At 67.8% G+C, this 13790-nt stretch carries 11 protein-coding genes; 8 read left to right on the forward strand and 3 right to left on the reverse strand.

Annotation, left to right across the window (positions count from 1 at the left end):
* Positions 1 to 262: 262 nt before the first annotated feature.
* The 3 genes from HT136_RS25435 to HT136_RS25445 form a co-directional block, all read right to left on the reverse strand.
* The gene (locus HT136_RS25435; RefSeq protein WP_214202571.1) at positions 263 to 2641 is read right to left on the reverse strand and encodes a TonB-dependent receptor; all 2379 of its coding nucleotides are present in this window, start codon (positions 2639 to 2641) and stop codon (positions 263 to 265) included.
* A 75-nt stretch (positions 2642 to 2716) separates the two neighbouring features.
* Complete coding sequence (locus HT136_RS25440; protein WP_214202572.1) at positions 2717 to 3787, reverse strand: LLM class flavin-dependent oxidoreductase; 1071 nt, start codon at positions 3785 to 3787, stop codon at positions 2717 to 2719.
* A complete protein-coding gene (locus HT136_RS25445) occupies positions 3784 to 5160 on the reverse strand; it encodes an MFS transporter (RefSeq protein ID WP_246544453.1) in 1377 nt (458 codons plus the stop codon). Before HT136_RS25445 ends, HT136_RS25440 begins: the two co-directional genes overlap by 4 nt.
* Before the next feature lie 193 nt (positions 5161 to 5353).
* Here HT136_RS25445 and HT136_RS25450 point away from each other — a divergent pair, with 193 nt between their 5' ends.
* From HT136_RS25450 to HT136_RS25485, 8 genes are all read left to right on the forward strand, one after another.
* Positions 5354 to 6331, forward strand: a complete 978-nt coding sequence (locus HT136_RS25450) for a LysR family transcriptional regulator (RefSeq protein WP_214202573.1) — start codon at positions 5354 to 5356, stop codon at positions 6329 to 6331.
* Positions 6332 to 6397: 66 nt separating this feature from the next.
* On the forward strand, positions 6398 to 7432 hold the full coding sequence (locus HT136_RS25455) for an alpha/beta fold hydrolase (protein ID WP_214202574.1): 1035 nt from the start codon (positions 6398 to 6400) through the stop codon (positions 7430 to 7432).
* Between the two features lie 5 nt (positions 7433 to 7437).
* The gene (locus HT136_RS25460; RefSeq protein ID WP_343222322.1) at positions 7438 to 8460 is read left to right on the forward strand and encodes an alpha/beta fold hydrolase; all 1023 of its coding nucleotides are present in this window, start codon (positions 7438 to 7440) and stop codon (positions 8458 to 8460) included.
* 39 nt (positions 8461 to 8499) lie between these two features.
* A complete protein-coding gene (locus tag HT136_RS25465; protein WP_214202575.1) occupies positions 8500 to 9570 on the forward strand; it encodes an LLM class flavin-dependent oxidoreductase in 1071 nt (356 codons plus the stop codon).
* Between the two features lie 73 nt (positions 9571 to 9643).
* Positions 9644 to 9994 carry a DUF2384 domain-containing protein gene (locus HT136_RS25470; protein ID WP_214202576.1) on the forward strand — a complete coding sequence of 117 codons (351 nt, stop codon included), beginning with the start codon at positions 9644 to 9646 and terminating at the stop codon, positions 9992 to 9994.
* Positions 9995 to 10018: 24 nt separating this feature from the next.
* The gene (locus HT136_RS25475) at positions 10019 to 10555 is read left to right on the forward strand and encodes an RES family NAD+ phosphorylase (RefSeq protein ID WP_214202577.1); all 537 of its coding nucleotides are present in this window, start codon (positions 10019 to 10021) and stop codon (positions 10553 to 10555) included.
* Positions 10556 to 10644: 89 nt separating this feature from the next.
* Positions 10645 to 11883, forward strand: a complete 1239-nt coding sequence (locus HT136_RS25480; RefSeq protein ID WP_214202578.1) for an anaerobic sulfatase maturase — start codon at positions 10645 to 10647, stop codon at positions 11881 to 11883.
* Positions 11884 to 11974: 91 nt separating this feature from the next.
* The gene (locus HT136_RS25485) at positions 11975 to 13405 is read left to right on the forward strand and encodes a DUF2779 domain-containing protein (RefSeq protein WP_214202579.1); all 1431 of its coding nucleotides are present in this window, start codon (positions 11975 to 11977) and stop codon (positions 13403 to 13405) included.
* Positions 13406 to 13790: the final 385 nt, after the last annotated feature.

A 13790-nucleotide genomic window follows, 5' to 3' on the forward strand; every position in this document is an offset into this window, starting at 1 on the left:
GGAGCAGCCCGGTAGCTCGTCAGGCTCATAACCTGAAGGTCGTAGGTTCAAATCCTACCCCCGCAACCAAGCACAAAGCAAACACAACGCCCCGGCCGAAAGGTTCGGGGCTTTCTTGCGTCTTGGACCCGAACTTCGAACGGCGGGCAAAGGCAGTGACCGTCAAGGGCAGACCAGGCGCCGTTGGCCAACGAAAGAAAAGGGGCGCCATTGCGGGCGCCCCTTCTCGTCCATCTGCTCCGCTTCGCGGGTGCGGATCGGATCAGAAGCCGAATTGCAGCCGGATGCCGCCTTCGCGCTTGATCGGCATCGAGAGCGCCACACCGTTCCCGCCCAGAAGACTCGTCGTCGCCTGGGCTGCGCCGTAGGTGCGATTGTCGAAGACGTTGTCGACGTAGAGCTGCACCGACAGCGACTTGCTGGTGAGGCCCGTGCGCAGGTTGACCGTGTTCTGGTCGCCGATCCAGGCGATGTTCTCGTAGGTCAGGTAGACCCGGCTGCGGTGCGCGTAGTCGGCGCGGATGTACCAGCGGTAGTCGTCGTCGACGTCGAAGCCGTATTCCGCGCCCAGGTTGCTCGAGAACAGGGGGCCGGCCGGGTTGATCGATCCGGCCGCAACGGTGCTGTTGCCCGAAATCGCCACGCACGAAGCGCAAGGGATCTCGGTGTCGAGCGTGACCTTGCTGTAGCCGGCGTTGAAGTCGAAGCTGAGATTGTCGGTGGCACGCAAGTTGCCCTCGATCTCGGCGCCCTTGACCGTGCTGCGTCCTGTGTTCTGCGTGACCGAGACGACCACGTCGCTCGCCCCGGCCACCGAGTTGGGCACCGCGATCGAGTTGCTGATCGCCTGGTCCTTCCACTTGGCGTAGAACACCGCCGCGCTGAAGGTCAGTGCGTTGAACAGCGATCCCTTGAAGCCCATCTCGTAATTGTCGAGCGAGGCGGGCTTGTAGATGTTGGTGACGTCGACCTGCTCGGCCAGCCAGGCGCGCTGCGCATCGGTGAGCGCGAAGACCGAGAGATTGAAGCCGCCCTTGTTCATGCCCTTCGAGTAGGTGGCATAGGTCATGAAATCGGGGTCGAACTGGTATTGCAGCGAGACGCGGGGCACGAAGCGCTTGTACTTGCCCTGGTCATAGACCGTTTCGGGGTGGCGATTGTAGGTCTTGAGCTGCTCCTCGATGTAGCGACCCTCGAGGTTGAGCGTCAGCTCGCGGGTGAGGTCGTAGGAGAGCGAGCCGAACACGCTCTTGTCGACGAGGGTGTTCTTGGCGCCATTCGTGAAGGGGACGACGAGGTTGGGGAACATGCCCGCCACGTAGCTGCGGTTGGTGAGCTTGAAGTAGTTGACGCCCACCATCCAGCGCAGCGGCTGATCCGCGCCCGAGGTGACGCGAAATTCCTGGCTGAGGTTCTGGTCCGACCCCATCACCATGTCGGGATAGTTGATGTAGGGATCGCCCACGAAGCCCGGTATCGCCGGCGTGGTGGTGTTTGGCAGCATGCTGGTGTCGCGCCCGTCGAGATCCTGGTTCACCTGGTTGCGGGTCTTGTTGTAGCCGGTCAACGAGGACAGCGTGATGTCCGAGCCGGGCAGCGTCCAGTCGACCATGAGGTTGGAGACCATCTCGTGGCGTTCCATCCCCGGCAGGGTGGTGAAGGGCGTGAAGATGGGGTCGATGATGCCCAGCGAGTTGTTGACGACCTGGCTCGCGAAGGCGGGGGTGGCTGGGTTCTGGCCGATGTCCTTGGCCTTGATCAGCGGGATCTTGCCGCAGAACCAGTTGTTGACGCCCGGCGTTCCACCGCCCGCGTTACAATTGAACAGGTTGGACGGGTACTGGCTGGCGAAGGCGCCGGAGCCCGGGCCGTCCTTGTCCTCGAGCAACATGCCAAAGGCCTTGATCTTGAGATTGTCGGCCGGCTTGATGACGAGGGTACCGTTGATCGTGCGCGTGCTCTGCTGGCCGAGCGCGCTGCCATCGAAGCTGTTGGTGTACTGCCCCCCATAGCCGAAGCGACGCGCCGAGACGCGCAGAGCGATCACGTCCTTGACGATCGGCAGCTCGATGCTGCCGCGCACGTCGTAGAGGTCGTAAGTCCCGAACTTTCCGTCGAAGGTGAAGTGCAGGTCGTTGCCGGGATCGCTGGTGACCACGTTCATTGCGCCGGCGAACGACTGGCGCCCGAACGAGGCGCTCTGCGGGCCCTTGAGCACTTCGATGCGCGCGACATCGCTGCCCAGGTTGTTGAGGATGTCCTCGTTGACCGGGGTTCCGTCGAGAAAGACCGAGACCGTCGGGTTGAGCGCGTCCTTGATGTTGCGGATGTAAAGCACCGTGCGGCTGCGGTCGGTCCGCGCCGAGGCGGTTTGCTGCGCGAAGAGCCCGGGCGTGTAGGCCTGCAAGTCCAGCACGTTGTTGACGTTGAGCTTGGAGAGGTTCTCGCTGGTCATCACGCTGAGCGTGACGGGCGTCTCGAGCAGGCTCTCCTCGCGCCGACGGGCGGTGACGACGATGGCACCGCCCGCCGCGGCGCTTTCGGCCTTCTCGGGAGCCTCACTGCCGGCCCCTTGCGCGAAGGCGGTGTGCGGCGCGGTGATCGCCAGCGCGAGCGCGCTGCTTCCCATCGCCAGTCTCATGGCCGTATCCCTGAATGTGCTGGTCATGCTTTTCCCCTGTTTCTGTCTGTTTTGGATGCTGGGACCGTCTGCGGGTCAGGCCCCTTTCCGGGCCATTGCGCGCAGTCGGGGAAGCAGGTGCTCGCCCAACTGCGCGATGTCTTCGAGCGGGTCGAATCCGCTCAGCAGGAAGCGATTGACGCCGAGCCGGTGGTAGCGCTCCAGCGCGGCGGCTACGCTGTCGGGCGTACCGACGAGCGCGCTGGCGGCCTTCTGGAAGCCGGTGGCGCGCGCGATCCCCACCCACAGCCGCTCGTCGAGCACGTCGCCTTCGCGCGCGCGCTCCTCGGCTGTGGCGTTCTTGCCGAGCACGCCGGGCGTCTCGCCCTTGCTGGCGAGCGCGGCGACACCGGCGGTGACTTCGCCAAGGATCGCCTGCGCCTTGTCCCAGGCCTCGGCCTCGGTGCGGCCGAGAATCACGCGGGTCGAGAGGCAGAAGTCGGGGGCAGAGGCGCGCCCGGCACGCCGGGCCTCGCCGCGCACTGCCTCGATCAGCGCGGCGCAGGGGGCAAGCCGGTCGATCCCCATGGCGTAGACGTCGGCATGGGCTCCGGCGACGGCGAGCGCCTTCTCGGACTGACCGCCGAAGAAGATCGGCAGCGCGTCGCCCTGCAGCGGGGTGACCAGCGAATGCGCACCGCGCAGGCGGAAATAGGTGCCCTCGTGATCGAAATGCTCGCCGCGCCAGACCCGGCGCAGCAGCGGAATATACTCGCCGCTGCGTTCGTGGCGTTCGTCGCGGGTGAGGAAGTCGCCATCGGCCTGCGTCTCCACGTCGCTGGGCGCGGAGATGATGTGGACCCCGACCCGCCCTGCGCTCAGTTGGTCGAGCGTGGCGAACATGCGCGCGGCCATAGTTGGCGCGATGAAGCCGGGGCGGTGCGCGATCATGAACTTCAGGCGGCGGGTGATCGTCGCCAGGTGGGTGGCGAAAACCAGCCCGTCGGGCCAGCTTGCCGCCTGCGCGATCAACACCCGGTCGAAGCCCGCGTCCTCGAAGCCGGCGGCGAGGCGCGAGATGAATTCGGGTTCGATCTCGCCCATCGAGCGGGGACGGGTCTCGGAGGAATCGCGGTGGTTGAAAGTGCCGATGATTTCAATGGTCACAACACGGCTCCCGCACGTTCGAGAGCGTCCTCGGACCGCGAGGGCAGGTCGTAGAACAGCAGAATGAGGACGAGGCCGATCGCCTGCGCGAGCGCTGGGATCAGGGCCATCGAGAATCGTACCGCGGCGAGTGCGCTGTCGCTCTGCATGGCCACGGCGCCCGCGCGGTAGCCGCTCGTCTGGAGGATCAGGCCGACGAGGAAGGGGGCGATCGCGAAGGCCGCCTTCTGGAAGAATTCGAAGAAGGCCGCATAGAGCCCTTCCTGGCGCTTGCCGCTGCGCTCCACGCCCCAGGAGATCGCGTCGGGCAGCATCGAAAGCGTCATCAGCAGCGTGCCGGTCGAGGCAAAGCCGGCCAGCGCGCCGCGCGCGAGGAACAGGACGAGGCTCTCGTCCGGTGCGGCGAAGAGCCAGCTCGCGCTGGTCAGACAGGCCAGCAGCAGCGCGCTGGCGCAGACCGTCGGCTTGCTGCCGAGCCGGGCCAGCGCGCGCCAGGCGGGAACCGAGAGCGTGCCGACGATGCCGCTGGCCAGCGCGAACTGGGCCATGCCCGCCTCGCCGCGCCCGAGGATGTCGCGCATGAAGAACAGGCCGGTCGCGCCGAGCGCGGCCGCCCCGATGAAGCCGCAGAACTTGACCCCGAGCAGGACCAGGAACGGGCGGTTGGCGAAGAGCGGGACGAACCCGGCCAGCGCGGTGCGCACGCGCAGCGCGAGCGGCACCCTTTGAGCGCGCGCGGCCAGGTCGCCTTCGGGAAATCCGGCGGTCGCGACCACCGCGGTTCCCATGGTGACGAGAATGAAGGCCGCCATCGCGTAGCCCATCAGCGCGAAGGCCGAAGGCGAACTTCCTCCCCAGGCGATCATCGCGGGCGCCAGCGCGCCCCCGGCAAGCGAGGCGACCTGGATGAAGAAGGTGCGCCAGGCCATCATCCCGGTGCGGACCTCGGGGCTGCGGGTCACTTCGGCGGGCATCGCCGAGGACGGGATCGAGAAAGCCGAATAGCCGGTGAAGGTGGCAAGAAGCGCGATCATCAGCACCAGCTGGCCGCCCGCCTCGGCGCGGCCCGCGCCCGAAAACAGCAGCGCCATGCCGCATGTCGAAAGGAGGGCGCCCGCCGCCATCCACGGGCGTCGGCGGCCCCAGCGGCTGCGCGTCGCGTCACTGCCCTGGCCGACCAGCAGGTCGACCGCCGCATCGTAGACGCGCCCTGCGAGCATGAAGCTGCCCGCCAGGATCGGGTCGAGGCCAAGCGCGGTCACCATGTAGAACATGAGGATCACGTTCAGGACGTAGAGGATCGTGGTGCTGCCGGCCGAACCGACGGCCCAGCCGATTTGTCGGCTGCGGGCAAGGGAGTGGATGTCGCTCAAGAACGGCCCCAGGTCTGGTGAACGGATGATCGTGCGGATGCAGCCGGGCGCGCTCCCGACCCGAAGCGGGCCTTGCGGAAGGAAAATTCGCGATCCGGTAACTGACAGTCGGAGAGTATCGCGCGCGCTGCTGGTGCACCAAATCGAAAGAAGGCCCTCTTCCATGCAAACAATGAATGACTGGAGGAGAAGCATGCAGATACGCCAACTTCGGCACTTTCTTGCCGCCGTCGACACCGGTTCGATGACTCTGGCCTCGATGTCTCAGAACATCACGCAGCCCACGTTGTCGCGCAGCATCAAGACTCTTGAGGACGAACTTGGAGTCGATCTGTTCGAGCGCGGGCATCGCGGCGTGCAGCCCACGCGCTATGGCCATATGCTGGCCGACCATGCGCGCTCGATCGTCCACGGCATGGACCAGGCGCTCGAGGACGTGGGCGCGATGCGCGCGGGCGGGCTTGGCCACGTCCGCATCGGGGTGGGCTCGAATGCCGCTGATCCGCGCCTGACCGCCGCCTTCGCCCGCATCGCCGTCGAGGCGCAGGACATCACCCTCACCATCGAATACGACATTCCCGATAATCAGTTCGCGCGGCTGCGCCGTGGCGAACTCGACGCGCTGGTCGAGGCGCGCCGGCCCGATCTGGATTCGGGCGACCTCGATTTCTGCGCGATCGCAGAGATTTCGATGGTGCTCGTTGCGCGGGCCGGGCACCCGGTCCACCGCCTGGGGCGTGTCCCCCGGCGCGAGCTGGCGCACTGGCCCTGGGCGATCTTCCACCAGCCCAACGCCGATGCCTTCTACCGCGGCCTGCTCGAGCTGGAGAACGAGGAGCACAACATCCGCGTGCGCAGTTCCTCGCCGGCGATGCTGCACAATCTGCTGCTCGAGGAAGACCTGATCGGGATGATGAGCCGGGTCGAACTGGCCGAATACGGGCGTGAGGGGCGCCTGCGCGTGATTTCCAGCGACGTGCGGCAGGTCGAGACCTCGCTGTGCCTGATCACCCGGCGGCGCAGCCACATGAGCGGGGCGCTGCGCGCCGTCACCAGCCAGTTGCGCAGTGCGTTCCGAAATCCGGTGGGCGGCGCTCCGGCAGAGGGCAGCCATGCGCGCGGTGCATGCCCGATGCCGCCGATTCGATTGGGCGCGCTCGCCCCGGTGTGATCACTATGCCGAGCGCACCGGGTCCGGCGCGCGCGGTGCAGCATAGGGCAAGGGGGCAGGCGGGCTATGGTCAGAACGGTGATCCGGCGGCTGTTGGCGGCGCTTCTCGTGCTCCTCGTGGTGGCGGCGGGGTTCGTCCTCGCCGCGCGGCTCGGTGCCTTTGCGATTTCCCTCGAGACGCTGCGCACGCGCTATGCGACGCCGCATTCGCGTTACTTGCGGCTCGACGGTGTCGAGGTCCACGTCGCGGACGAGGGGCAGGGGCCGGCGATCCTGCTGATTCATGGCCACTACCAATCCTTGCGGGTGTGGGAGGAATGGACCCGCGACCTCGCGCGCAGCCACCGCGTGCTGCGCCTCGACATGCCGCCTTACGGCCTTTCCGGAGCCGACCCTTCGGGGCGTTACAGTCCGAAGCGGGTCGAGGAGCTCATCGCGTTGCTGGTGCGCCGCGAGAAGCTGACCCGCTTCGCGATCGGCGGCATCTCGACCGGCAGCGCGATCGCCATGCGCTACACGTTGGCCCATCCGGACCAGGTGAACGCGCTCATTCTCGCCAACGCGCCGCTGGTGCCGCTGCCGCCTGCGATGCGGCCCAAGGTCTCGGCGTGGGACCAGTTCCTCGAAGACGATTTCTATCGGCCGGTCTATCGCCCCGAGGCGTTCTACCAGGACCTGTTCGACAAGCTCGTCGTCAACCGCGCGGTCGACACCCGCGCCCTCGCGCACGAGACTTACGACATGCTGCGCAAGCCCGGCAACGCGGCCGCGCTCGAGACCTTCACCCACGCCTTGCGCTTCGAGGCGCGCGATTACGGCCAGCGTTCGCAGACGACGCAGGAACAACTCGCGCGGGTGCGCGTGCCCACGCTGGTGCTGTGGGGCGAGGCGGGCACGATGCTGCCGCTCGCGATCGGCTGCGAGGTTGCGCGCACCGCTTCGCCCGGGGCGCCGCTGCTGGTCGGCTATGCCGGGGCGGGCCATTTTCTCCCGCTCGAGGCGCCGCGCGCGGGGCGCGACGTTGCCTGGTTCCTCGCCGATCCGCAGGCGCGCCTGCAGGGCGGCACGCCGCCGGTCGGCACGCGCGAGGCCTGCCGGTGAGGCGCGTGCCGGGCATTTGGGGCGGGGCTCTTGCCGTCCTCGCGGGGCTGATGGCCGTGCCGGTCTCGGCGCAGGACATGGCCGCGCCCGCACCGCCCACGCTGACGCTTACGCAATTGCGCGCGCGCTATGCGCTGCCGCAGTCGCGCTATGCCCGGTTGCTCGGCGTCGAGGTCCACTACGTCGATATGGGCGGACACGGCGATGACCGCCCGGTGCTGGTGCTGACGCCGGGGTCGAGCTCTTCGCTGCGCACCTACGAAGGCATGATGGCGACGCTGGCGCGGCGCTACCGCGTGATCGCCTGGGACGTGCCGGGCATGGGCCTGTCGGCGCCCGCACCCGAATCGCTTTTCCAGCAGCCGCTCTATCCGGTGCGCGTCCTCGAGGCGCTGCTCGACCATCTGGGTGTCGCGCACGCCAATCTGGTGGGCGTGTCGAGCGGGGGGGCGATCTCGTTCTACTACGCCGCGCGCAATCCGGGCCGCGTCGAGCGCCTGGTCCTGTCGAACACCCCCACCGGGCGTGCCGATGGGCAGGGCATGAAGCTCAGCGCCGCGCTCGCGCGCGAGCTGGCCGCCTCCACCCCGGCGCAAGGGCGCAAGAGCAAGATCTACCGCCCGCGTTCGTACTGGCGCGCCTATTTCGATTTCTACACCGGTGAGCCCGCGCGTGCCTCCGATGCGCTTGTCGACGAGTATTACGACATGAACCGTCGCCCGGCCTTTCCCGACCGGCTCGCCATCGTCGAGGCGCTCGACGACGGCGCGCTTACCGGCGCGGCGCTCGCCGCGATCCGCGTGCCGGTGCTGCTGGTCTGGGGCGCGCGCGATCCGGTCCTGCCTCTTTCGGCCGCCCGCACGCTCGAGCAGGCGCTCGTCCACGCGCAGGTCTCGACGCTCATCCTGCCCGATGTCGGCCACTACCCGCCGCTCGAGGTGCCCGAACGTTTCGGCGCGCTCGTCGAGGCCTTCGTGCGCGACGCGAGCCCGGTAGCGCCCCGCGCACCCGATCCGGCCGAGCGTTGAACCCGCTCCGCCCCTCCCCTCGTGACGAAGGGCCCTTCCATGATCGAATTCTTCGGCATCCTCCACTGGAACGACTATTCCGAGACCCACCCCACGCCTTTCGACGAGGTGGATCCGGACTTCATCGCGGCCTGTGCCCGCGCCCATGAGGAGGCGGGCTTCGCGCGCGTGCTGATCGCCAATTCGGCGCATCGCCCCGACAGCCTGCCGATCGCGACCTGGGCGGCGGCGGCTACGCGCACGCTCGGCTTCATGCTCGCACATCGGCCCGGTTTCGTCGCGCCGACGATGGCGGCGCGCATGTTCGCGATTCTCGACCGGATGAGCGGGGGACGCTGCGCGGTCCACATCATCACCGGCGGCGACGACGGCGAAGTGAAGGCCGATGGCGACTACACCACCAAGGACGAGCGCTACCGGCGCAGCCACGAATACGTCGAGGTCCTGCGCAAGACCTGGTCGAGCGCGGAGCCTTTCGACCACGCGGGCGAATTCTACCGCATCGAGGGGGGATTCGCGCATGTCCGGCCTTCCAGCCCGGGGCTCATCCCGATCTTCTGGGGCGGCAGTTCGCCCGCCTCGCTCGAGTACGGCGCGCGCGTCGCGGACGTCTATGCCTTTCCCGGTTTCGCCGCCGAGGCGCTGCGCGAGCCCGCGCGCGAGGTACTGTCACGCGCCCGGGGCCTCGGGCGTACGATGGAGCTGCTGACCTCGCTGCGGGTCCTTTGCGCCGAGACCGAGGCCATGGCCTGGGAGCGCGCCCACGCGCTGCAGGACCAGCTCATCACCGAGGTGGTCGACAACGGCCGCTTTCCGGCGCTTCCCGGCGAGCCCCGCAGCCGAACGCTTGCGCGCGCCAAGGCGCAATGCACGCAGGGCGCGCTCGTCGGGCGGCTCTGGGCGGGGATCACCCGCGTACCCACGGGCCGACCCGCGCTCGGCTGCCTCGTCGGCAGCCACGACCAGGTCGCCGAGGCCCTGGCGCAGTACCATGCGCTCGGCTTCGGCAAGTTCATCGTCAGCGGCTACGATCCGATCGCCGACGCGCGCCTGTTCGGGGCCGAGCTTTTCGATCGGACGCGCGCGCGGTGCACGGCGCATGTCGCCTAGCGAATTCCCCCAGAGTCGCCTTCCCCTTGCCGTAACATCGATGGGTGCATATATTGATGCCAGGAGTGCACCCATGCTTGCAGCTTTTCTGGACGACATCCGCGAAGGCGACCTGATCGCACCGCGCCTCATGGCCGAACGGCTGCGCGTGCCGATGACGCGTCTCTCGCGGCTTGCGCACCTCAACCGCAACACGATGGTGGCGCGCCCGGACAGCCCGGCGGTGCAGGAAAAGCTGGGCCAGATCGCGCGCATCATCATCCGCGCGGCCGATCTTGCCGGGGACGAGGGCCGCGCGATCATCTGGTTCAAGCACCAGCCCCTGCCCGGCTGGGGCAAGACTCCCGAGGAACTGGTCGAGGACGGCCTGGCCCAGGAGGTCCTCGACGATCTCGAGCGCCAGGCCGAGGGCGTCTACTCCTGACCTATCGCCCCTGACACCACCTTCGTGCCCTATCCGCTCGTTCCCCTCGCCATCCCCTTGTGGCGGATGCTGACGATCCGCTACCAGCGCGATCCGCTTTCGGGCGAGGGTGCGCGTCGGCTCGGCGGGCGCTGGAACGCGAAAGGCACGCCCGCGCTCTACCTTGCAAGCGATGCGGCCACCGCGGTCGCCGAATTCTATCAGGGCTTGCCCAAGCCCGGCACGCTCGCCCCCTATCGCCTCGAGGCGACGCGCATTGCCGATCTCACCGATGGCGCAGGTGCTCCGCGCGACGCCAGCGTCGAGCACGCCTGCACCGCCAACTGGAAGGCCATGGCCGCGCGCGGCAAAGTACCGCCAAGCTGGGCGCTTGCGGACGAGCTGATCGCCGCCGGGGCGCAAGGCGCGCTCGTACCCTCGGTCCAGAACCGTGCGGGAACCTGCCTTGTGCTGTGGGACTGGCAGGCGCAGCCAGCGCAAGGCGGCGAAAGTGCCGGGCTGACCTTGCTCGATCCCGAAGGCAGCCTTGCCCCCCCGGGGCTCGCACGGCCGAGCGAATAGGGACGGTTTCTTGATCTGGATCTAGGCGGCTTGCCGGCACGCCATGCTAGCCTCGCGCCCAGGGAGACAGCGCAGGAGAGCCGGCCGCCATGACCACCGCCCAGTTCCACATGCTCGCCAAGCCGAGCGGTCCGGCCTGCAACCTCGATTGCGACTACTGCTTCTATCTCGAGAAGGAAGCGCTCTACCCGCGCCCGGCCAAACGCCGCATGACGCCCGAGGTGCTCGAGGCCTATGTGCGCAACGTCATTGCCTCCACCCCGCCCGAGGCCGCGCCACTCTTCGCCTGGCAGGGCGGCGAGCCCAGCCTGCTCGGCCTGCCCTTCTTCGAAGAGGCGCTGCGCTTGCAAAAGCGCCATGCCGGGGGACGGCGGGTGACCAACACCTTCCAGACCAACGGCACCCTCATCGACGAGGACTGGGCGCGCTTCTTCGCCGACAACGAGGTGCTGGTCGGGCTCAGCCTCGATGGTCCGGCCGAGATCCACGACCGCTACCGCCGCTACCGCTCGGGTGCGCCCTCGCACCACCAGGTCATGGTCGCGCTCGAACACCTGCAGCGCCACGCGGTGGAGTACAACGTGCTGACCTGCGTCGACCGCCATTCGGCGCGCCACCCCCAGGCGATCTACGCGTTCCACAAGGCGCACGGCGTGCGCTTCATCCAGTTCACCCCCGTGGTCGAGCGGCTGGCCGGGGCCGATTACGCCGCGCGCGGCTTCGATCTGGAGGGCCCCGACGGTGAAGCGGGCGCTTCCTCGAAAGTCGCGCCCTTCGCGGTTCAGCCCGAGGCCTGGGGCGATTTCCTCGTCGGCGTGTTCAACCGCTGGCGCAAGGCCGACATCGGCGAAGTCTTCGTGATGAACCTCGAATGGGCGCTCGCCGCCTTCATGGGCCATCCGGGTGCGGTTTGCCTGCACCAGAAGCAGTGCGGCCACGCGCTGGCGAGCGAATACGACGGCGAAGTCTATTCCTGCGACCACTACGTCTATCCCGAATACCGCCTTGGCAACCTGGCGCGCGACAGCATTGCCGACATGGTCCTCTCGCCGCGCCAGGAGGCCTTCGGGCGCGCCAAGTTCGAAACGCTGCCCGGGCAATGCCGCAGTTGCGATCATCTCGCGCTGTGCTGGGGCGGCTGTCCCAAGCACCGCTTCGAGCGGACGCGCACCGGCGAGGCGGGGCTCAACTACTTGTGCCGGGGCTATGCCCGCTATTTCGGGCATATTACCCCGTGGCTGCGCGTGATCGCCGAGCGGGTCTCGGCCGGACTGCCGCTCGAACCGGTCCGGACGATGACGCCCAGCCAGGTGCGCGCGCGCGCCTGAGCCTTGCTCGAACGAAGGGGGCTGGTGCCTCCTTGCGGTTTGTCGCTAGGACGGGAACCGGCGGTCTAGGCCGCGTCGAAGGGTTCCCCGCATGACCGCATCTTTCCTGTCCCCGCCACCCGGCCTCTCGCTCGCCCGTCTCGCGGCCTTCGAGCAGTGTCCGCGGCGGCTCTGGCTCGCGGTGCACCGGCCTGACCTCGGCCGCGCCGACGGGGACGGCGGCGCCAGCTTCGACGCGGCCCGCCGGCTGCGCGAGCTCGCCCAGGCGCAGAGCGCGAAAGCATACGCGTCCGGCGAACGCGCCCCGCTTTTCGATGTGTCCTTCGCGCACGAGGGCGTCTTCGTGCGCGTCGATATTCTCGAGCCCGACGGTGCGGACGGCTGGCACCTCGTGCTGGTGAAGGGGGGCGCCGGGCCCAAGGACGGCCATGTGCGCGATCTGGCGACGCAGCTCTGGATCGCGCGCAGCTCGGGACTGGGCGTGACGCGCGCCTCGGTCCGCCACGTCGAACGCGGCTTCGTGCTTCCCCGGGATGGCGAGCCCAGCGGGCTCTTGTGCGATGCCGAGTTCACGCAGGCACTCGAACCGATCGTCTCCGAAAGGCCCTCGCTGGTTGCCCGCGCGCGCGGGGTAGTCGCTGGCCCGGAACCCATGTGCGCGACCGGCCCCCATTGCCTCAAGCCGACGCCGTGCGAATTTCGCGCCCATTGCGCGGCGCACGAAGCGCCGGGCCCCGAATGGCCGGTTTCCATCCTGCCCAACGGCGGCTGGAAGAAATGGGCGCGCCAGGGCGTCGAGGACCTCCTCGATCTCGATGAGACAACGATGGCCAAGCCGCGCGAAGCCCGCATCGTTGCCGCGACGCGCTCGGGCACGCCGTTTCACGACGCTGTCGGCGCGCGCACGGCGATGGCCGACTGGGCCTTCCCGCGCGCCTGGCTCGATTTCGAGACGATTTCGGGCGCGCTTCCGCTCTGGGCTGGCACGCGTCCCTATCAGACGATCCCCTTCCAGTTCTCGCTGCACTTGGAGCAGGAAGATGGTACGCTCACCCATCACGAGTATCTGCGCTGCGACGGAGGCGATCCGCGTCCAGACTGCGCAGCCGCGCTTGCCAGGCTCATTCCTGAGGGGGCGAGCGTCATCGCCTACAACGCCGGCTTCGAGCGTGCGGTGCTGCGCGCGCTGGCTGAACAGGTCCCCGAACACGCCGAAAGGCTTTACGCGCAGGCCGAAGCCACCGTCGACTTGCTGCCGATCGCGCGCAACCACTGGTACCACCGCGACCAGCGCGGATCGTGGTCGATCAAGGCGGTCCTGCCCACGATCGCGCCCGAGCTCGACTACGCCGGGCTCGAAGTGAAGGATGGAGGCATGGCGCAGGAGAGCTTTCTCGAGGCGATCGATCCGGCGACGTCGCCCGAGCGCCGATGGGCGATCGAGGAAGCTCTGCGGGCCTATTGCGCGCGCGACACCTACGCCATGATCGTGCTCGCGCGAAGGCTTGTCGCGGGCGCCTGAAGGACGAAGGCTCACAGGGGATCCGCTGGGCACCATCGAAGCCTCCGGCGAATCGCCAATGAGACACGGCGAATCACGGGAGAATCATTTTCTTCACCGTAAAATTGGCTGAAATCCGCCAAATATGAACTTTCCGTCAGTTCGTATGAACCTCTCACGGTGCCGCGAGGGGGACTCTGCCATGGCTGTCATTCCTGCGCGTGAAGCGACGAAACCCAGCTTTCCTGCGGCTCTTCGCAGCGACTGTAAAAAATCTGAAAAAAGGGGTTTGACCGAATCAGATCGGTCGCTTAGAGGGCCTCTCACCGCAGCGGAACACGCCGCCAACAACGGCTTCTACCGCGGTCGCCACGATAGTCGGACAGCTAGTCCCCCGGGTCTTAGG

This window comes from Novosphingobium profundi, from assembly GCF_018491765.1.
Classification (GTDB): Bacteria; Pseudomonadota; Alphaproteobacteria; order Sphingomonadales; family Sphingomonadaceae; genus Novosphingobium; species Novosphingobium profundi.